Source organism: Vibrio sp. IB15 (assembly GCF_016406055.1).
In the GTDB taxonomy this organism is placed as follows: domain Bacteria; phylum Pseudomonadota; class Gammaproteobacteria; order Enterobacterales; family Vibrionaceae; genus Vibrio; species Vibrio chagasii.
In genome coordinates, this window is the sequence record NZ_JAEFCE010000031.1 from 36,399 (window position 1) to 56,756 (window position 20,358).

The following is a 20,358-nucleotide window of genomic DNA, read 5'->3' on the forward strand; positions in this document are numbered from 1 at the left end:
AACGTACTTCAGCGCTATTACGTAACTAAATCGCCTCTTTCTCAGCAGTTACGGCAAATAAAACCAATTCACACTCTATGAAGAACGACAGCGCGACCAACTTTATCGTCTCCATAGGTTGTTTGCCGTAGATTTGCTTTACGCAGACCTAGTTTAACCACCCTGCTACCGTTTGTTCAGGTGCATACGAGTTGAGCTCTGTTAGCCACACTGCAATGGCATCGGGTTTGGCGACTAACGGCGTGAAATCCACATTAAATTGCCATTTCGATTCACCACGCCGGTAACCATCGTAAACTACGACAAAATCATGCTCTAACTTCTTACCTCTGTTTTCACCAGCTTTAACACTCGTGACTTCATTCATGGCCAATAGAGCGATATGAGCCACATAGTCACCTTTACCTTCGTAAGTCACGCTGAACGTCTCGCCTTTATGATTTACCATCAGCTTGGGATTATTTTGTTGTGGGAGTGAAGGCAATGTGCGGTCGAGCCAGTTAAAGTAGCCACGCCACTCCTTACCGTCAACAACAAAACCCGGCGTATAGACCCCACTTGTCACCCCGTATGCTTTGTATAGTCGTTGTTTCTGACTAAAGGCCGTACTCGCGAATTTATCTCCCCACCCTAAGTAATCCCAATAGTCGACGTGATACGCGAGAGGAATAACTTGTGTCCAAAGTGCTGGGTCGTCTTCAAATGTACTTAGATACGCATCTGCGGGAGGACAACTAGAACAACCTTCTGACGTGAACAGTTCAATAACCTGTGCTGGTTGCCCTTCGTGGCTCCAAGTTTGCGCTGCCGACACTGTAGAGTAAAAGCCGATCGGTAAGGCAAATAAGCAGAGTTTAATCAATCGTGAGTTGTATTTGGCGTGTGACATACCGTGATCCTTATAGAAGCTACTTATCTAAAGACCGCGGCACATAACTCTTTCTTTCAGAAACCAAGTTATTTAGATACAAAAACGCCAGCTTGAGGAGCTGGCGTTTTTAAATTCTTTATTTCTTTTATTCTATGCGTTTACGCTTAGATTAACGGTTAATACCGATATCGCGCTGCATGTGACCAGATAGGTCGCTTGCGTAGTAACTACGTGGAGAGTTGTCTACGAAAAGAATATCAAAAATGTGTGCAATCAATCCTTTGAAGTTAACCGAGTAGGTCTTCTTATCCATAGAGTTAAGAACAGCGATAGTATTCATTTGTACTGCTTGAGCCATGATTGCCTCTCTATAAATTTGTTTGTATTTTTCGTTCTGATGACAAGAATAATAAGTGATCTTTTGCAGGTTAAAAAATGACTAAATTTAGATTTTAAGATTAGTTTTTCTAATGAAACAAACCATTAACAAGCCCCCCAAAATACCCATTCAGTAACGGTGAGTAATAATTCATTATAATGCTTAAATCATGCATTTAGTCTAAAAAGACCACAAACAAAAGTGGTCAATGTCACATAAAATTTACATAAATAAATTTCTTGCTTCATTGACCACGTGTTAGTTATCGAGTTTTCGATAAGTTATATTTGTTTTAATTTACTTGTCCAATAGCTGGCTTCTTTGCATAAATCGACGCTATAACCGCAATCGTCATGGTAGAAACCAATACCGCTAAAGACCAGTATGTCGGGATAGCCCACTCGCTATCAACCAATAGCATTTTCACACCAATGAACACCATGATGAATGAAAGTGCAGGCTTCAAGTAGATGAACTTGTCCATCATTCCTTGCAGTACAAAGTACAAAGAACGTAAGCCAAGCAATGCAAACACGTTAGCTGCAAGTACCAAGAATGGTTCTTGTGTTACCGCGAAGATCGCTGGGATAGAGTCCAAAGCGAACATTACGTCCATAACCGCTATCGCACCTATCACCAACATCATTGGTGTAAGCACCCATTTTGCACCTTGTTTGATCATCAATGCCGGGCCATGGAAATCTTCTGTCACTGGCATAATTTTGCGAAGTAGCTTTTCAGGTAGTGTATTCACACTCTCCTCTTCGCCCTTGTCTAATGCTAGTTTGATACCTGTACCAATCAGAAACGCAGCAAACACATAAAGCACCCAGTGGTATTCAGCGAGTAATTGCGCGCCTAACGCGATCATGATTGCACGTAACACCAATGCGCCAATAACACCCCAAAGAAGCGCACGAGGTCTTAGATGTTCAGGAACCTGGTATTGAGCAAAGATCATCGCGAATACAAACAGGTTGTCTACGCTCAATGATTTCTCTAGCAAATAACCCGTGATGAATGACACTGTCGCCTTTTGCGCGGTGTAATCACTATTTGGTGCGTACACATCCCAAAACAGGTAGATAGAACCTGCAAACAAGAATGCTAGCAAAAACCAAAAAACACTCCAGATCGCCGCTTTTCTGATTGTGACGTTACCACCGCGAGTCTGATAGATATCAATAGAGACGAGAATAACCGTCAGCAGGAAAAATCCCGCATACGTCGTCATGATTGGCGATGAAAAAAAGGATTCACTATTGGTAGATAATAGAGATTGAGTTGAGTTCATTATTCCTCCGGGCGGAAGAACTGTTCAAAGACCTTCCGCAAACAAAACATATCAAGCTCCACGACGGATCTTGATTGTGATTGCGTTGGTCTCGTTGAAGTGAAATATGGGATTTCACCTTTACGCACCGGATAGACACTTGGCCTAACGAGATGACGATACGTAAACTTGCGCTAACTACTCCCCAAACGCGTGGATAATATTCCGCAAACTTTGTTTCGTCTAGATAAATTTTCAGGAATTAATAAAAAAGGAGCAAAGCGCTCCTTTTTTATTTGCGCCCGTCTGTCAATAAGAGACTCGTATTGATTCCGACAATACCACTCATGGCGATAGCTTGCTCTGAAGCCTGCTAACAACACGTTAAATACCATTCGTTCAGTTATTGAGCCTCGTTAAGATGCTGAGCCTAGGTATGCTATATGCCCGCCATTGGAACGAGATATACCAATGCAGACCAAACAGAAACCCAGCCAACAACAGCGGCTGCATCCAACCAATCTTTCCTATTCATGCTTTGCCTCCACAGGAACTTGCCCTAGAAACTAAGCATAAACAGTGCCAATTTTATAAATGGTTCATTTTGCGAATGTTTACCTAAAACACTCCATGCAATTTAGTGGCTCTTTATATTTTAGTGACTCTGGATTGTCTTGTAAGAACGCAATAAAACAGTCGGCCATCGAGTAAGTCGTTACGATACCGTCACCGATCATACCCAGTACAGCGTTGTAACCCTCTTTTCCTTTCATTGTGTAAGCCGAAGATGTACCTCGGTAAACACGTTCACGGGAAACTGGCTGCCAACCTGACTCTTCTGAATGAATTTCCAAGTGATGGATACGATGCCCGATTGGCGCTTCTTTGTGGTAACAAAACCTCAAGTTATGGGTATAAGGAAAGCTACCAGATCCTGTCCCCACTACGCCGTTATCCAACGCATTATTAATGGCACCTTCTAGCATAGCGGCAATGGTCTCGCCTCTTACCTCATACATTCCAATAGGTACGGCAAACGGTAGTAGCTTTCCGGCAATATCGGCAACGGACACATCACCACTATTAAGTGAGTTTCTTACCCCACCAGAGTTATGGATGGCGAAGTCTACCTGATGACCTTTTTTGTTCATTAAATAGTGGAATGATTGTGCGACGAGTGGTGCAAGTTGGCTTGGTCCGTTTTCGTCAGGGATTCGAACATGGCGCAGCTTTGTGTCTGCATGAGCAATTACTTGTTGCTGCAGTTTACGGACCCTAGGCTGATACTTATACGTAAGGATGCTTTGTAGCTCAGGATCTTTCTTACATACCGAGATGTTCGGGTGATTATTAAGATACTCACACGCCATATCATGAGCATCGTCCTGCCCAACCTCACTCAACTTAGCATCTATAAATAGTCTACGCCCTAACAGTAATTCATTTTTACCTTTGAACTGAATCACTTTACCCTGTGAATCAAACTCTATTTCGCAATGGCCGAGGCTCATTGCGTTGAAGCCAGCTTGCACGACATAGGTATCACCCACTTTCACGCCATAGTCATCGTCTTTTACCAAGCCAATATCTGAGAAATCACCTTGCAAGCGGTGGCTATGACCGCCAACGATCACTCCAATGCCAGAGACATTTGCCGCGAGCTCTAAATCGGCTTCGTAACCAAGGTGACTGAGTAATACAATTTTATTGATACCTGCTTTGTGAATTTGCTCTATGGTTGCTTTCGCTGTTTCTAGGGCATTTTCAAATGGTGTATCGATATCAGGGTTTGCAATGCTGGCCATCTTATCGATGCTTAAGCCGAAAATAGCGACTTTTTCGCCATCGAACACCTTCGTTATAAAAGAAGCACTTCGTGTTTCAGTTAAGTAAGGCTTAACAATTTCGTTGTCCGCTAAAGTATGAGTTTTATTGATATCCTCATTCGACAAATTCCAGTTACCAGCTAGGAGTGGAAATTGGATCTTCTTTGCGAACATAGCCACAGGTTCATTACCCATGTCCAACTCGTGGTTGCCAAGGGTCATTGCGTCTATATTCAGCGCATTGAGTAGATCGGCGTTGGCTTTACCTTTGAAGAGTGAGAAGTACAAAGTGCCTTGAAAGCAGTCCCCGGCATGAAGAAAAAGGGTTCCAACCTTTTGTCGCTGAGCGTCTTGTTGAATCTGTTTAAAGCGTGTTGCAATTCGAGCGAAACCACCGGCACTGACATAAGGTTCAATGATGTGGTTGTTCATTTTAAGTGATAGCTGTAATGACGTTGGTTCAAAGTATGAGTGGGTGTCGTTGATGTGTGCTAACACAATCTTTGTCGGCTTATTCTTTTTAGTCATATTTTCTTCTCTCTTTGTCCCTTCATACTAGGTCGGGAATCATGACAGAATCGTGAATTTTATGAAACTGCACTGCAAAAAAATACTCGATATAGATCAAAAACCTCATTTTGCGGCGTATAAATAAAGAGTGGGTTTTGTGACAGACGAGCATACCGATTATCTATTTTTCGATTATGATTAAAGATATCTGTTAGCTTTCAGACAATTAGCAGAGCCTTCCGTTAGGAGTAAGCCTATGCAACTAGAAAGAATCGAGATTTCTGGCTTTCGAGGTATCAAGCGCATGTCATTGGCGTTTGACGAGCTAACCACGCTTATTGGTGAAAATACTTGGGGTAAGTCTTCATTACTAGATGCCCTTTCCGTCGTTCTTCCTTCAGACGGCGTGCCATACCACTTTGAAATGACCGATTTTCATGTCGATTACTCAGTTTCACACCCGCAGTCTCAACACCTCCAAATAGTCCTGTCGCTTAAAGCCAACGACAAGAGCGAATTGAATGCAGGCCGTTACCGCAAGCTCAAGCCCATCTGGGTCCAAGACGAATTTGGTGTTTATCGCATTTATTACCGAATCAGCGCGACGTTGGAGCAATACGAGACCACTACCCACTATGCATTCTTAGGGTTAGATGGTAATCCTCTCAAACTGCACCATTCAGAAAAGCTCGCACAAGAATTGATGACCTTGCATCCAGTCATTCGCTTACGCGATGCAAGGCATTTTGATCGCCCTTTCAACGCTAAGTCGGTCACGCCAAACGGAAACGGAAATTCAAACAATGGCAATAATGGTAATGGCAATAATGGGAACGCGCGCCAAGCCAGAATCGAAAAACGAATTGATAACACTTGCCGTCGTTTAATGGCTATCCCTGGTCATGTAAACAAAGGTGAGATGCGCAGTAGCTTACAGTCCATGCAAAGCTTGGTTGAACACTACTTTTCTTTCAAAAGTAATTCTCGCCGCAACCCAAGAAAACAGAGGGATGGATTGCTCTATTCTGCTGGTGCTAACGACCAGAGTATCCATCAACTTGTAGAAGAAACTAATAATAAACAAACACGCCTGTTGTTCATGGGTTTATTAAACGCTTATCTCCAAGCCAAAGGGCCAAACGAATTGAGGCGTTGTGCACGCCCACTTTTGATCCTCGAAGATCCCGAAGGTCGATTGCACCCTACTCACTTAGCAAGAGCTTGGAGCCTGATGCAAAAGTTGCCAATGCAGAAAATCCTCACGACCAACAGTGGTGAGTTACTTGCCGCAGTTCCATTGCAATCGATTCGCCGTTTGGTTCGTCAATCAGACAAAACCATCGCCAATCAATTGAACATGAATCACTTTAGTAAAGATGAACTAAGGAGAATTGGTTTTCATATTCGATTCCATCGCTCAGGTGCACTGTTCGCTCGATGTTGGTTGTTAGTCGAAGGGGAAACAGAGGTTTGGCTGTTTAACGAATTGGCCAACCAATGCGGATATAACCTTGCAGCCGAAGGTGTACAAATCATAGAGTTTGCTCAGTCTGGACTAAAAGCGCTAATAAAAGTCGCACAAGAGTTTGGTATTGATTGGCATGTGGTTACTGATGGTGATGCTGCAGGTAAAAAGTACGCGGCAACCGTTCACTCTAAGCTCGGTAACGACCAAGAGCGACATCGCTTAACCGAGCTACCTGATAAAGACATCGAACATTATTTGTATATGAATGGGTTTGAAAGCTTTTTCAGGGACATGGTTAAGATCCCTTATGACCACCCTATTCCACCGAAAAAAGTCGTGGCTAAAGTATTGAAGAAACATGCAAAACCTGACCTCGCTTTGGCGATTGTTTCTCATTGTGAAGATCGCGGCCAAGAATGTATCCCACTGCTGTTGAGGTGGACGTTGAAACGAGTGATCACTATGGCAAACGGAAACACCTAATCCTTTAGCTTTTCTGATAGACGGTATTAGTCCTTCTGCGAAAAAGCTTATTGAGTCCTCATAGCCGCCAAAAACAAAAAAGGCACACCAAATGGTGTGCCTGTATAAATTGATATACAAATTAATTGGGGGTTATCTTGCAAGAGTTCACAGTAACTAGAGCATCATTGCTTAACCTATTCGTTAGGCTTTTGCTTGCTTAGCGTGTTGTTCAACCACTTCCGAAGATTGAGTTGATTTTGCGTGAAGCCACAAGCCCGTTGCTTTCATTAAGTATCCAAACACGCCGCCAAGTAGTAAAGAAGGCACAACTAATTGCCAGTCACCACCTGCAGCAAACGTCGCACAGCAACCAATAAAGGTTCCAGGGATATAACCTAGCCACGCTTGTTTTGCTTGAATACACATAAAGAAAGCTACAATAGCAGTAATTACATAGCCAAGAATCTCTAACCCAGCGAAGGTTGAGCTTTCGATGATTACCATTGCCCAGAATACGCCTGTCATGTTGGTTAATAAGCTACCCGCTAACCCTTTAACACCACCGGTTGGCGAAGCAAAGTAACTGGTGCAACCTAAGAAACCCGCCCATGACAATAAGCCAAAAGAGATAGCTATCCATCCCCAAAGACCTGACAAAATACCTGTTGTTAATGAAATCGCGACTAATGTACTCATACTATTTCTAAAGCCTAATTACGTTATTGAACGCAACCGGTTTTAGCCTCACTTAAAATCAAGTAAGCATACTATGGTAAGAACGCCTTCTTTTGGACGATCGTGATCACATTAATTATGTACGCGAATGTGCATTTATCACCATATAGAGACCGAAATCGCTTATTCAACATATTTAGTTATTGGTATTTTATCAAATCAAGATTACAGGACCGACCGTTTGCCTTTCATCATACGCTTACCCTCTCGCTTGATACACTCAGCAAGCGGGTTTTCTGCCATGTCTGCACGCCAAATGAATGAAAGCGTACGTTCCATTTCGAGCTCGGGCACATTTAAAGTAACCAATTGACCAGATTCAACAAACTGCTCGACATCGAGATAAGGTAAGCACGTTAAATATGGACCGTTTGCTACCAGACTTCTTAAAACGGGAACGTGTTCATACTCTCGCCAAACATCGAGATCACCAATTAAATGATGAATAGAGCTATCAAAAACTTTGCGAGTACCAGAGCCGTGTTCACGCAACACCCACTTTGCTTGTTCTAACTGTGCCAAGCTGACACGTTCACGCTTCGCAAATGGATGATGAGCCGCAGCCACAACCGTTAAATGGTCGGTACACCACACTTCTTGATGAACTCGACTGTCATCGCAGCGCCCTTCGATAACACCGAGGTCATATTTGTAATCTAACACCCCATCGATAACGGCATCGGTACTTTGTACGCCGAGTGAGATTCGCATCTCTGGAAAGTCATTATCAATAATACTGATGAGGTCTGGAACGAGGTGCTCTGCAGGCGTTTGACTCGCACCTAATTTGAGCTCTCCACTCAATAAGTGCTGCTCGTAAAATCCCATTTCAATTTGCTGAGCATCTTGCAGTAAACGCTTCGCTTTTGGTCTCAGCCACATACCCCAGTGAGTAAGCGCCATTTGCTTGCCCTGCCTTTCAAACAAAGGCCTACCAAGCATTTTTTCCAACTGTGCTAGAGACATACTTGTCGCAGATTGAGTCAACGCCAACTTGTCTGCTGCAATACTAACGCTCCCGGAATCTGCCACTGCATCAAATACCGCGAGTTGCTTTAATGAATAACGCAAAATTCATCCTTAATGCTTTTAATTATTTGTGTCCTATTGCTCTGTTTTTGTTAAGCCGATGAGCAACCAATTTCATTCTACGCGTAACCCAAGCTATATCAATAAATTTGATGTGGTTCTTAAAAATTATCAATTTTACCTCTATCGACCACCCCCCTAATCTGGAATGGCAGGACGCAACGAGCCCTGCAAAACATTACTGCTTAACCGTTACGGATTAAGCAAGTCATTAACACTAGGAATTACATATGACGGATTGTTCAAGGGGGGGATATGGCAACCAGCACTTCTGAAAATCATCAACTGTTCTCACCAACAGAAATGATGGCGGAAGCAGAAAAGTTTGCATTAAGCAAAGCAAATAAAACCAGCAGCATGACTTTAAGTTTAGCGATCATGGCTGGCGCATTCATCGGGCTTGCTTTTTTATTCTACATCACGGTAACCACAGGCAGCGCAGACGCTGGATGGGGGTTGAGTCGCTTAGCCGGCGGTCTTGCATTCAGTATGGGTTTAATCCTGATTGTGATTTGCGGTGGCGAGCTGTTTACCAGCTCAGTGTTATCAAGCATCTCATGGGCTAACAAGCAGATTACCTTCACTAAGATGCTGTCTATTTGGGGCAAGGTCTATGTCGGTAACTTTATCGGCGCCATGTTCCTTTTGGCTCTAGTAAGCGCAGCAGGTCTTTATCAGTTGGATGGCGGGCAATGGGGTTTAAATGCTCTGAATATTGCTCAACACAAGCTACACCACAGCCCTGTTCAAGCTTTTGCTTTGGGTGTGCTTTGTAACTTATTGGTGTGTTTAGCCATTTGGTTAACGTTCAGCTCTGCTAATGCCATGACCAAAGCGATGATGACCGTATTACCTGTAGCGATGTTCGTTAGTTCAGGCTTTGAACACTGCGTGGCGAATATGTTCATGGTTCCACTAGGCATCACGATTCAAACATTCGCACCAGAAAGCTTTTGGATGCAAATTGGCGCAACACCAGCCCAGTACGCAGACCTAAACATCATGAAATTTGTCACCGCAAACTTGGTGCCTGTGACAATCGGAAACATTGTAGGTGGTTCGGTATTGGTCGGCTTAGCCAATTGGAGCATCTACCGTCGCCCACAACTTAAAGCAGCAAAAATTACTGCAATTACACAAACAACAGAAATTACGTCAGTTAAGGAAATTACTATGAACACAGCAACGACTATCAAGCAAATCATGAACACTCAACCAATTACACTAAGCGTAGAAATGCCTACATCAGTGGCAATTGATTCACTATTAGACGCTCAACTTGTTAGCGCTCCTGTTTGCGATGTTGAAGGTCGTCTGGTTGGTATCTTCTCTGTTCATGACGTAATGGTTGACCTTTGGTGCCAAGATTACATCCCAACTAAAGGCCAGAAAGTCGTAGACCTAATGAGCCGCGACGTTGTGGCAATCGATGCAAACGACAAGCTAGTTGATGTGGCTGAGTTCCTATGTATTGACAAAGAGCAACTGTATCCGACTACTAGCATAGGCTTCGCAACTCGCCTGACTTCACTTTCTTTAGAAGAGCGTGCGAAAGCGATGAAAGTAAGCCAACCACATATGCTTCCAGTGTTGGAAAACGGTGTGATGGTAGGTGTTCTTACTAGAACTGAGGTGATGCTAGCACTTCGCCCAATCTACGGTGACCGCCTAAACGTGGTTCCAAAAGCGGAACTAGAAACGGCTTAACTGGCTAACCCACAGTGCTTTAACATGCGACGGTTTAACTAGGAAGCGTATAGCTAACGACTGTTTTACTAGCTAACTAGAACAAGGGAAGCAATTAGGGATTAGTTGTTCTCCTCGAAAATCAGTCATGGCAACATTGACTGGCTAAAAGTAAATGGTGGCTTAAAGCGCGACTAAAGGTTTGACACAAAACAGATCTAACCGCGTTACCATTTACCATAATAAAAAGGCGCAAAGTGAATACTTTGCGCCTTTCTCTATTGCTAACTGTCGTGTTTAGGTATCTAGTGAATTTGATATTAATTAAAAGACGATACCTACAAGCGACCAGTAATCACTTGATTACTTTTTGACACCTTCAACGTGTAGATCCATGTCTACGTAGCTTGAAGCGCCCATTACTGGAATGTTGAAATCAGCAAGTTCTAGACGTGTTGTACCAACGAAACCAGCACGCTCACCGCCCCACGGGTCTTGACCAGCACCAATGAACTCAGCTTCGATAACGATAGGCTTAGTTACACCGTGAAGTTTAAGGTCGCCCATTACTTCAAGTTTGCCGTCACCTTTATCGACCACTTTGGTACTGTTAAATGTCGCGTCAGAGAACTTACCAACATCAATGAAATCAGAGCTACGAATGTGCTTATCACGCTCAGCGTGGTTAGAGTCAAGGCTCCTTGTATCAACGATCACGTTTACTTTTGATGCTTCAACGTTGTTTGCGTCATACGAGAAGTCTCCAGAAAATGTGTTAAAACGACCTTGGATAAAGCTGTAACCCAGGTGGCTAACTTTAAAGTTTACAGAGGCGTGCGCACCTTTTGTATCAATCACGTAATCAGCAGCATTAGCAGCGAAAGGCATTGCCATAGCGAATGCTAATCCTGTAGCGATAATTGACTTTTTCATTTTGAAGCTCCTATCATTTTTCGTAGCGTATCGTCTTTGTCGATAACGTGGTGTTTTATCGCTGCTAAGGCGTGTACTGATGCCATTATGATCAGTACCCAGGCAGCATAGTAGTGAACCGTTCCTGCAAGATCAGATTGGTTTGCAAAAAGTTCACCCATACTAGGAACAGTGAACCAATTGAAAACGTTGATCCCACGACCATCTGATGTAGAAATCAAATAACCTGAAATAAATAAAACCGCTAAGTTAACGTACATGAAGCCGTGCGCAATTTTTGCAGCTACAACTTCATAGGCTTTACCCTCTACGTTCGGTGACGCGGTAACTAACTTCCAAACCAAGCGAGCTACAGTTACAGCGGCCAAAAGAATGCCTACCGAACGATGATAGTCTGGTGCAGTTTTGTACCACTCGCTGTAATATGAGAGGTCAACCATCCATAGGCCAACACCAAATAAACCAAAAATTGTTAGCGCTGAAATCCAATGCATCGCTCTTGCTAAAGGGTTGTAATTTCTAACGTTGTTGTCCATACATCTATTCCGAATGTTAACGATTGGTGTAGTTTTGCAAAGCGTACCCTACACTCAGTTTGTGTAACATAGTATTTACCAAGCTTTACATTGGTAACATCATTTCAAATTAAACGAGTTATTCAAAATTTTTGAACAAGTTTAGGCTTAATATTAAATTTCAACGATTTGCTCAATCTCGTAAAGCTCATCAGAAATGTCTAACATCTTACGTTCCATCACCTTTTGAGCGTCTTCTATCCCCTTGTTGTAGTAAACGGCACCAAACTTTTTACTGATGAAGTCGACCAGAAACTCAGTGTCGAACTGACCAAGCTCCACATCGAGCTCATCTTGGAGGTACTTTTGAAGCGTTTGAGTAAGTTCCGACTTCTGTTTTGAATCTAATTGAATGGTCATGACGATGTCCAAATAAAGTGTAGCTAGAACAATTGTGATTAACTGACTAAGATTAAGTTAACTGGCGATAACTTTGTTAACCAACCATAATCCTTCTAACTGATTAGAATTCCTCATAATTTAGAATACAGACCCTGGAAGTGCCAGTGCTATCCATAAAATCGCCTTGTAATCGCTAATTTTGATATGGGGATCAAGAACTCGCACTTTGCTAATAGGTAATGACACATCAATTACCGTACTATTGCCCATCAATAAGATAGTAACTATGTATAAGGGACTTCATTGTTATTAGATCTAGTGATTAAAAGCGTTAATCAATTTCAAGATGACTGCCTAAAACTATGTGAACACCACTACCCTACAGTGCATAACCAAGGGATCAGTGAGCATCACATCGGAAAAGCATTTGCTCGACGAATGGAGCACACCTTCGTAAGCTTTAATCACGCAAGTAACATTAGCCCTTTAGAAATGCTTTCTTCCGGAGATACCCCTCGACACTTTCGAATCTCGTCGGAGATTGGGACCGTTTGGGTGATCAGCCATCATATGGTCAGCGCGGGAAAGACCTGTCGTAAAAAATTGATGTTAGATATTCATAACTGGCAACAGGAATATGGGTTTGCAATTCAACCCAATGACCTCTTGATTATCGTGTCTGACCATTGGATTAGCCGCAGCAAGAATAGTGGAGAGTTACTGCACTGGTGGATGGGTGAGTTGCCTGATGAGATAAACGAGTACAGCCAGCAAGGTATTACACTTAGAGAGAGCGATTCTCAATTCGCTGCTGACCTAAACAATAACTTTAGGATTAGCCCTTGTTTTATAAAATTCGGCCATCCCTTAAAACGTTCTGGTAATCAACAATTAGTCCGCAAGTACCTTCAGCTTTATGCGGTACTTCAGTGGCAATAAAAATATCGGTCAGTTTTTCTCTTTGTACTTAAAATACAAATTCTAGACCTTCATCCCAATATTTTACAAAAATCTATTTTTCATGCGCTCATTATTTATCCAAAAGTTAACTTAGGTAAAATAACAACAACTTGGTGTTTTGAATGTATTTTGAGAAGTAGATATCATTTCTATGCAAAGATCAAAGCTGTTCGATTTTACAACTTTGAAACTCACCCATAATCTAGTCCTTTAACCCTACTTTTCTCTTGTGTATAGCCCGTATTGCCTTAAATTGGTGCATCATGATATGGACAATGTTACTCAGCTCATTAATTCATAAAAGCTAATAATTGCAGTTAATGATAAGTAACTTTAATGACTAATATCAATTATCATGCTGATTTTTCGTTAATTATATATATTTATACATTGACCCGACAAATAAGTTTTCATTAATTGATAATTTACTTACACCTGTCAATATTGTGACAGCCGTGACTTTTATGTCCGTCAATGAATTACCCCCTTACTAGCGAATATGATTTTATCAGACAGAAGTGAATTTATTAGCTGTATATCAGTAGATGCCGATATGCAGTTTATTGCTAAATATCAAGACCTCACTCTAAGAAGCGTCTATCAACCTATATTTGACCGTTCTATGTGTCAGATAGGTGTAGAGGCTTTGGTGCGAATCTCTAATAGTAATGGCGAAAGTGTTCGCCCTGATCACTTCTTTCATTCAGACGAAACCTCTAATGCGGATAAAATAAACGTTGAAAGGTTGAGTCGCGCAATTCATATCCGTAACTTTGCTCAATCGACTGTCCGTCACCTTCAACTCTTTTTGAATGTTCTGCCAAATGTAGGCGAACTCTTTGCCGCAAAAAAAGTAAGCGAAAGCTTATTGGCTAAAAGACTACACGAATTAAACCTATCCTGTGACCAAATCGTCATGGAACTCGTTGAACTAAGCGTCGATAGTGAAGAAAAGCTCAAATTGGCAGCAACCTCCCTTGCAGACAACGGCTTCCAAATCGCTGTCGATGACTTCGGCACTCAAGCATCTACAGAAAGCCGCGTGTTACACATTGCCCCTCACATCATTAAAGTCGACCGCTCCGTCATGCTTAAGTTTGAGGAGGGCGATACGTCCGATATGGAGCTTGCTATCTCTCTTGCTGAGTCGATCAACGCGAAAACGGTGATTGAAGGTATTGAAACTCAGCAACAGCTAGAACATATGCAGGAATTAGGATTTGATATGTTCCAGGGCTACCACTTAGCGATGCCACAATCGATTGAACTCGACTTACAACTTGCAATGTAATTCCCCTCTTCCTTTTTTCGCTCTACTCAATACTAATTGAACCCCATTACGACTTCATGCTCGTCTTTGACTCAGGTTTGATCTGGCTTGAGCATGTTCACAAAGCAATTAGATACAAAAAAGCCCAGTCAACAATGACTGGGCTGGCTTAAAAGAATCTGTTTTATATCAATCCCTAATAACCCGCAGTGGACGGTTTGATTCTATATAAGATAGCGAACATCACAGGTACTACTATTAGCGTTAGTACTGTAGCAAAGCCTAAGCCTGCCATGATGGTAATCGCCATCGAGCCGAAAAATGCATCGAATACCAAGGGAATCATACCCAAGATAGTCGTTAGTGCTGCCATAGACACCGGTCGTACACGAATGATCGCACTATCTACAACCGCTAAGTAAGGATCTTTACCTGTCGCAAGTTCACTGTTGATCTGGTCAAGCAGTACGATACCGTTCTTCAGAATCATGCCGCTTAAGCTAAGTAAGCCTAAGAACGCCGTGAAGCTAAATGGCATATTAGTACCTAACAAACCAATTGATACGCCAATGATAGACAGTGGAACCGTAAACCAAATCACAAGCGGCTTACGTACCGAATTGAACAGAAGCATAGTGATGATAAACATCAACAAGTAGCCCATTGGCAGTGAACCAAACAGAGACTTTTGTGCATCTTTAGAGCTTTCATACTCACCGCCCCAGCTTATGCTGTAGCCTTCTGGCAAATCTAATGCTTCAACCTTAGGTTTCACACGAGCAAACAAACTTGCTGGTGTTTCATCACCCAGTACATCATGGTCAGCCAATACCGTTAGCGTACGTTTTCTATCACGACGCTGAATCAGTGGTTCAGACCATTGAAGCTCTACACCATCAATAGTGTCACGGTCAGTCGTTCTTACTTGTAACTGAGCGTACGCTTCGTAGCTTTTCTCTGGTTGGTATGTCAGAGCGAAACGTTGCATGCCCTGCCCAACCGTTGTCGTAACAAACTCTACATTGTCTTGTTGGCGAATGTAGCTTTCAACTTTTTCAGTTTGCTTGATGGTTTCACGAACATCGGTACCTTCTGGCATCCACATGTCGACGTAAAACATTGGTGTGTTTGATGGTGGGAAGAACTGTTGCTTCACCATACCGGAACCAACAATTGATGCGGCCAGCAGAGCAACCATGCTCACTACGGTTAACCATCGGAAGCGCAATGCGAATTTCAGAGACGCGCCGAATACAACAAACAGAATACCTTTGTATGGATCTTCGTTCTCATCGACCTTGTCTTCTTCTTTCAGCATCATTTCTGCAAGGAACGGAGTCAACGTGAGTGCCGTAACCCAACTTAAGAATAATGAGAAACACAACACCCAAAACAGTGAGCCCATGAACTCGCCTGTCGCGTCTTTCGACAAACCAATCGGTGCGAAGGCTGTAATAGCGATAATGGTCGCGCCCAATAATGGCCATTGTGTTTGTGACACGATGTCCTTCGCTGCTTGAAGTTTAGTCTTACCCTTCTTCAAGCCAACCAGAATACCTTCAACGACAACAATCGCATTGTCCACCAGCATACCCAACGCGATTATCAGTGCACCCAGTGAGATACGGTGCAATTCCACGTTGTTGTAGTCCATCAAGATAAAAGTACCGAATACCGTCAACAGAAGAACTAAACCGATGATCAAACCACTGCGCAACCCCATCGCAAACAACAGTACAATGATAACGATCGCTACCGCTTCAACTAGGCTGATTAAGAAGTCAGCCACTGATTTATCGACTTCTTGCGCTTGGTTGTAGAAATAGTTCAGTTCTACACCCGCTGGTTTAATGCTTTCTAGGCGATCAAGTTCCGCATCGAGTGCTTTACCAATCTCAACCACGTTTACACCTGAAGAAAACGCTATACCTAAATTAATCGCAGGCTTACCGTTATACGTTAATACATTACCTGGTTTTTCTTGAATACCGCGAGTCACTTCGGCAACGTCTTTCAATCGAATCAGATTGCCCGTGTCACGACCATGAATGATCAGGTTTTCTAGCTCTTCAACCGTGCTCAATGTGCCGTTTGGCTTGATTGTTAGGCTTTGACCATTCAGCATCACCTCACCTGCCGATACTACACTGTTTTGTTGTGCTAACAGTGACGTAACCGTCGACATATCTAGGTTCAATGCGGCTAAGCGTTCCAGTGACATCTCAACAAACAGTTGTTCCTGTTGGTCACCGGCAATACTTACTTTACCGACACCGTCAACCAGTTCGATTTCACGCGTTAGGTAATCGGCGTACTGTTTTAGCTCAACGTAGTCATAGCCATCACCGGTCAGCATGATCATCACACCGAATACGTCACCAAAATCATCGATGATCTGAACGGAATTAACACCACTTGGTAGAGTTGGCTGTAGATCGTTTATCTTTCGGCGCATTTCATCCCAGATCTGGGGCAGCTCGTCGGGACCGTAGTCCATCTTCATGCTGACCATAATTTGAGACATACCATTCGATGAGGTCGATGTGATCTTATCGATATAAGGCAACTGTCGTATCTCTTTCTCAAGTGGATACGTCAGTTCCTCTTCAACTTCCATTGACGTAGCGCCAGGGTAAGTTGAAATAATCATGGCATCTTTAATGGTAAAAGCTGGGTCTTCTAAACGGGATAGATTACCAAAAGAAGTGACACCGCCAATGGCTAAAATGACTAGAAACAGCCAGCTAATTACTTTGTTCTTTATTGAATATTCTGCGATGTTCATTCTGCTTTTCCTGACAATTTGATTCCGTCACGGAGTTTTCTTAGATTTGAATTTACGAGTACGTAACCTTGTTCGATACCATGAGCAATGAGTGCGCCGTGGCCGCTAACCTTTTCGACTTCAAACTCACTCTTGAATGCTTGGCCATTTTCCAAACGTAAAACTGGTTCGCTTCTGCGCCCGCTTCGAGTGTTGTCATTGGAAACTGGTTACCTTGAACATCGCTAAGACCTGCCTTGGCCATATCGACATTAACTGTCGCGCTTGTTCCTGGCAGAATTTGACTTTCCGGCTGTTGCATCTGCATCCAAAACTCGTAAGTGCGAGATTGTGGGTGCAGTTCACTGGTATGTTCCAAATAAGTCAGCGGATATTCCCCAGTGTGCCCACCAAATGTCGCCTTCGGACGATAGCTATTCGAACGCATGTCAGGGCTAATAGACGCTAAGATCGAATCTGATACCTGTATACGTACATACACTTTGTCATTTTGGTACAAGCTTAATAACGTTTCACCCGGTGTCGCGTTTTCAAAACGTTGTTTGTCTACGGTAGAAACGGTACCGGAAAAAGGTGCGAGCAGCTTGGTGTAACTGAGTTTACGCTCCGCCGATGCCAAGTTCGCAGAAGCGAGTTTGTAGTTAGCTGTTAGCTGATCGTGCTCAGATTGCGATAGCATCTTGCTGCTAAACATTTCGTTACCGCGAGTAAGTTGCTTACTGGCAAGTTCAAACTGTGATTTAGCGTCTGTCAGCTCCTGGATGTAGGTTGCATTGTCCAACGTTGCAAGCAGCTGCCCTTTTTCTACAACGTCACCGGCTTCTACTGTCACTTGTTGAATCTCACCTGCAAGCTTGAATGACAATGGTGTGAGTTCTGCAGGCATAACCTGACCATTAAAGCTTCTATACTGATCGGTCAATGGTGCACCGACTTCAAAAGTTGACACCAACAAAGGTGGCTGTTCACGATGTTGGATTTCATTATTACAGGCTTGAAGTAACAACGCTGATGCAACAACCACTGATAATTTAGAAAGGTTCATTAAATACCCCCCTCACGTAGCCATGCTTTTACTTTTTGTCCTTCAGATAAAACATCGACACCGGCTTCTACGATTAAGTCGCCTGAAGACAAACCATCAATCACATTACCTTGTTTATTCAGAGTGACTTGTACCTTAGAAATCAATTGCGAATCTGGGTTGTAACGCCACAGTTCACCGTGGCCTTCCTCTTTACTGAGCCAAGCAGAATCAACAATACCGATACCGTAGTCCGATCGGTTTTTCTGTACTTCTACTTGCGCCGTCATTCCTGAAAGCAGGTTGATATCTTGTGGCTTTTCGATGGACACAACCGCTTGGTAGCTGTTGGTATCTTCGTCGGGCTGAGTTGATATTTCTTTAAAGCGAGTTGGGATACGAATGCCGCGGTGGCTATCCATCACAACCCACATGTTTGAGCTTGTTAGATCTTGAATCGAACGGTCTTCGAGTTTTGAAACTGGGATAGAGAACGTCACATCCATTTCGCCGCTGTTCAAAATGTTTAGAACTGGCTGTTTCTCCGCAATTAGCTGATATTGCTTACCAAATACCATTGATACTACGCCATCGAAAGGAGCAACTAATTTCGTGTAGCCAAGGTTTGTTTTTGCTTGCTCCAACTCAACTTCAGCGGCAGTAAAAGTGTTAAGGGCTTGGTCGTAATAATCGGTACTCACAAGCTTTTTCGAGTACAACTCCGAAGCCTGTTTGTATTGACTGTTCGCAAGGTCAAATTTCGCTTGTGCAGCATCAACCGCAATTCGGTAATCCGTTGCATCTAACACGGCTAAAACTTGGCCTTTCTTAACTTCTTGTCCCATACGAACATCGAAAACTTCGATATCGCCACCCACTTGGAATGACAACGCAGCACGATCTGTCGCGTCGACCTTTGCGATAAAGCTATCAAGATCAACATCCGTCTGTTGGGGGATCTCAAATAACTTTACGGGCTTAATAACCTGTACATTTTCTTCTGACTGAACCTTGTTACATCCGGCCAGAGAGCCTGCGAGTAACAGCGCGGCGACCACTGCACCTACCTGCTTACTTGTTTTGGCGTGAATAGACACCTCGGATTGCATGTTGCGTCTCCATTTAATTATTATCATTTACTACACAGGTGTGCAGTATATTGGAAAATTGCAGATTCACAAGTTTTACTTTCCACCTGTGCAGTATTTTTTATTTCAGTAAAAACAGTGTAGAATGTCGTAATCGGATAAATGTGTGAAATGAAGATGACTGAAAAGAAGCAAGGTAGAAGAAGCGCAAAAGACGCTGAAGAAACTCGATTTCAAATAATGACTGTGGCTGCAGAGATGTTCTGTGACTCTGGTTACGAACGTGTTTCGTTGCGTAATATCAGCGAAAAAGCTGGTGTATCTCATAGCCTCATTCGCCACCATTTCGGTAGTAAAGAAAAGATCTGGCATGCAATAAGTGATTGTTTACATGTGTATTTTCAATCTTACATCAGTAAAATCATGCAGGAACTACCAAAAGGTGTTGCACCGAATATTTCGATCTATTTGTTTGCCATGCGTCTGTTTACTAACATGATTCATTCTCGAAGACCAATGCAGCTTCTCTCAGATTCTGTACGTCAAGAAGACAACCTCGTTGACTACTTTATCGATAATGTGGGCGATCTTGAGTATGAGATAAACATGCTTGCAGACCAATACAACAAGGCGAATCCGGAAAAAGCCGTCAATATTTATGAAATTAAATGGCAAATGATTATGTTCGCGAACGGTGCAGTCTGCCTAACTCCCTTCATGGAAAGTACCTGGAACGAAGGTGATATAGAGGCAACGGCTGAAGAAGCGCTAATGAAACACTGGCAGATGTTCAATAAACAAATGGTTAATCAATTTGCTATTGAAGAAGAATGGGTACTTAAACCGAGCACTCTAGAAGAATTAATTTATGAAGTGCCGTGCGAGTGGAAATGTAACCCAGAACACAACCACGACTGACATCAATTCCAGGCAAAAATAATTTGAACGATACAAAAACGCGCCGTTAGATCATTCATGTAACGGCGCGTTTTTTATTGGAAAGGTTCAGAAAGCCCGGTTATCGGCGCAATGTAGATCAGATAAGGATCGGTTGACCGATCCTTCTTCTGAGAGATAAT

At 42.9% G+C, this 20,358-nt stretch carries 16 protein-coding genes and 1 pseudogene; 5 read left to right on the plus strand and 12 right to left on the minus strand.

All coding sequences use genetic code 11. The features are described 5' to 3' along the window. Positions 1-148 precede the first annotated feature (148 nt). The 4 genes from JC606_RS12960 to JC606_RS12975 form a co-directional block, all read right to left on the minus strand. Positions 149-889, minus strand: coding sequence for a DUF1223 domain-containing protein (locus tag JC606_RS12960; RefSeq protein ID WP_198778706.1), 741 nt, complete (start codon positions 887-889; stop codon positions 149-151). A 151-nt stretch (positions 890-1,040) separates the two neighbouring features. Continuing rightward, positions 1,041-1,229 (minus strand): hypothetical protein, encoded by a 189-nt coding sequence (locus JC606_RS12965; protein ID WP_004738060.1) that lies wholly within the window; start codon positions 1,227-1,229, stop codon positions 1,041-1,043. 313 nt (positions 1,230-1,542) lie between these two features. Beyond that, on the minus strand, positions 1,543-2,544 hold the full coding sequence (locus JC606_RS12970) for a TerC/Alx family metal homeostasis membrane protein (protein ID WP_137407997.1): 1,002 nt from the start codon (positions 2,542-2,544) through the stop codon (positions 1,543-1,545). 593 nt (positions 2,545-3,137) lie between these two features. After that, a complete protein-coding gene (locus JC606_RS12975; protein ID WP_198778707.1) occupies positions 3,138-4,877 on the minus strand; it encodes a bifunctional metallophosphatase/5'-nucleotidase in 1,740 nt (579 codons plus the stop codon). Positions 4,878-5,115: 238 nt separating this feature from the next. Between JC606_RS12975 and JC606_RS12980 the strand changes: the two genes are divergently transcribed. Next, positions 5,116-6,810, plus strand: coding sequence for an ATP-dependent endonuclease (locus JC606_RS12980; RefSeq protein WP_198778708.1), 1,695 nt, complete (start codon positions 5,116-5,118; stop codon positions 6,808-6,810). Positions 6,811-6,993: 183 nt separating this feature from the next. Here the strand turns inward: JC606_RS12980 and JC606_RS12985 are convergent, their stop codons facing one another. Continuing rightward, on the minus strand, positions 6,994-7,488 hold the full coding sequence (locus tag JC606_RS12985) for a DUF1097 domain-containing protein (RefSeq protein ID WP_004738068.1): 495 nt from the start codon (positions 7,486-7,488) through the stop codon (positions 6,994-6,996). A 204-nt stretch (positions 7,489-7,692) separates the two neighbouring features. Further along, positions 7,693-8,598: a LysR substrate-binding domain-containing protein gene (locus JC606_RS12990; RefSeq protein WP_198778709.1), complete on the minus strand. Its 906-nt coding sequence runs from the start codon at positions 8,596-8,598 to the stop codon at positions 7,693-7,695. A gap of 273 nt (positions 8,599-8,871) precedes the next feature. On the opposite strand from JC606_RS12990, the gene focA reads away from it, so the two are divergent. Beyond that, entirely contained in the window at positions 8,872-10,323 is a 1,452-nt protein-coding gene (focA, locus tag JC606_RS12995) for a formate transporter FocA (RefSeq protein ID WP_198778710.1), read from the plus strand. A 342-nt stretch (positions 10,324-10,665) separates the two neighbouring features. Here the strand turns inward: focA and JC606_RS13000 are convergent, their stop codons facing one another. The 3 genes from JC606_RS13000 to JC606_RS13010 all read right to left on the minus strand — a co-directional run bounded on the left by JC606_RS13000 (position 10,666) and on the right by JC606_RS13010 (position 12,170). Next, complete coding sequence (locus tag JC606_RS13000; RefSeq protein ID WP_198778711.1) at positions 10,666-11,235, minus strand: YceI family protein; 570 nt, start codon at positions 11,233-11,235, stop codon at positions 10,666-10,668. After that, positions 11,232-11,771, minus strand: coding sequence for a cytochrome b (locus JC606_RS13005; protein WP_198778712.1), 540 nt, complete (start codon positions 11,769-11,771; stop codon positions 11,232-11,234). Before JC606_RS13005 ends, JC606_RS13000 begins: the two co-directional genes overlap by 4 nt. 153 nt (positions 11,772-11,924) lie before the next feature. Continuing rightward, positions 11,925-12,170, minus strand: coding sequence for a DUF2164 domain-containing protein (locus JC606_RS13010; RefSeq protein WP_032498192.1), 246 nt, complete (start codon positions 12,168-12,170; stop codon positions 11,925-11,927). A gap of 285 nt (positions 12,171-12,455) precedes the next feature. Between JC606_RS13010 and JC606_RS13015 the strand changes: the two genes are divergently transcribed. Together JC606_RS13015 and JC606_RS13020 are read left to right on the plus strand one after the other, a co-directional pair. Then, the gene (locus JC606_RS13015) at positions 12,456-13,091 is read left to right on the plus strand and encodes a hypothetical protein (RefSeq protein ID WP_102424105.1); all 636 of its coding nucleotides are present in this window, start codon (positions 12,456-12,458) and stop codon (positions 13,089-13,091) included. A gap of 574 nt (positions 13,092-13,665) precedes the next feature. Then, entirely contained in the window at positions 13,666-14,403 is a 738-nt protein-coding gene (locus tag JC606_RS13020; RefSeq protein ID WP_198778713.1) for an EAL domain-containing protein, read from the plus strand. Between the two features lie 175 nt (positions 14,404-14,578). Here JC606_RS13020 and JC606_RS13025 read toward each other — a convergent pair whose 3' ends face one another. The 3 genes and pseudogenes from JC606_RS13025 to JC606_RS13035 form a co-directional block, all read right to left on the minus strand. Then, positions 14,579-17,167 (minus strand): efflux RND transporter permease subunit, encoded by a 2,589-nt coding sequence (locus JC606_RS13025; RefSeq protein ID WP_198778714.1) that lies wholly within the window; start codon positions 17,165-17,167, stop codon positions 14,579-14,581. Then, a pseudogene (locus JC606_RS13030) lies at positions 17,164-18,212 on the minus strand (efflux RND transporter periplasmic adaptor subunit). Before JC606_RS13030 ends, JC606_RS13025 begins: the two are co-directional and overlap by 4 nt. Then, complete coding sequence (locus JC606_RS13035) at positions 18,212-19,300, minus strand: efflux RND transporter periplasmic adaptor subunit (protein WP_198778715.1); 1,089 nt, start codon at positions 19,298-19,300, stop codon at positions 18,212-18,214. The pseudogene JC606_RS13030 and the gene JC606_RS13035 overlap by 1 nt, the downstream one beginning before the upstream one ends. Positions 19,301-19,450: 150 nt before the next feature. On the opposite strand from JC606_RS13035, the gene JC606_RS13040 reads away from it, so the two are divergent. After that, the gene (locus JC606_RS13040) at positions 19,451-20,197 is read left to right on the plus strand and encodes a TetR/AcrR family transcriptional regulator (RefSeq protein WP_137408007.1); all 747 of its coding nucleotides are present in this window, start codon (positions 19,451-19,453) and stop codon (positions 20,195-20,197) included. Positions 20,198-20,358 lie beyond the last annotated feature (161 nt).

Bases quoted from the DNA above. Each gene is read 5' to 3' on its own strand.
- JC606_RS13005 (WP_198778712.1), bottom strand. From the start codon at position 11,771: ATGGACAACAACGTTAGAAATTACAACCCTTTAGCAAGAGCGATGCAT.
- JC606_RS13035 (WP_198778715.1), bottom strand. From the start codon at position 19,300: ATGCAATCCGAGGTGTCTATTCACGCCAAAACAAGTAAGCAGGTAGGT.
- JC606_RS12980 (WP_198778708.1), top strand. From the start codon at position 5,116: ATGCAACTAGAAAGAATCGAGATTTCTGGCTTTCGAGGTATCAAGCGC.
- JC606_RS12960 (WP_198778706.1), bottom strand. From the start codon at position 889: ATGTCACACGCCAAATACAACTCACGATTGATTAAACTCTGCTTATTT.
- JC606_RS12975 (WP_198778707.1), bottom strand. From the start codon at position 4,877: ATGACTAAAAAGAATAAGCCGACAAAGATTGTGTTAGCACACATCAAC.
- JC606_RS13020 (WP_198778713.1), top strand. From the start codon at position 13,666: ATGCAGTTTATTGCTAAATATCAAGACCTCACTCTAAGAAGCGTCTAT.
- JC606_RS13040 (WP_137408007.1), top strand. From the start codon at position 19,451: ATGAAGATGACTGAAAAGAAGCAAGGTAGAAGAAGCGCAAAAGACGCT.
- JC606_RS12985 (WP_004738068.1), bottom strand. From the start codon at position 7,488: ATGAGTACATTAGTCGCGATTTCATTAACAACAGGTATTTTGTCAGGT.
- JC606_RS13010 (WP_032498192.1), bottom strand. From the start codon at position 12,170: ATGACCATTCAATTAGATTCAAAACAGAAGTCGGAACTTACTCAAACG.
- JC606_RS12965 (WP_004738060.1), bottom strand. From the start codon at position 1,229: ATGGCTCAAGCAGTACAAATGAATACTATCGCTGTTCTTAACTCTATG.
- JC606_RS13000 (WP_198778711.1), bottom strand. From the start codon at position 11,235: ATGAAAAAGTCAATTATCGCTACAGGATTAGCATTCGCTATGGCAATG.
- JC606_RS13025 (WP_198778714.1), bottom strand. From the start codon at position 17,167: ATGAACATCGCAGAATATTCAATAAAGAACAAAGTAATTAGCTGGCTG.
- focA (WP_198778710.1), top strand. From the start codon at position 8,872: ATGGCAACCAGCACTTCTGAAAATCATCAACTGTTCTCACCAACAGAA.
- JC606_RS12970 (WP_137407997.1), bottom strand. From the start codon at position 2,544: ATGAACTCAACTCAATCTCTATTATCTACCAATAGTGAATCCTTTTTT.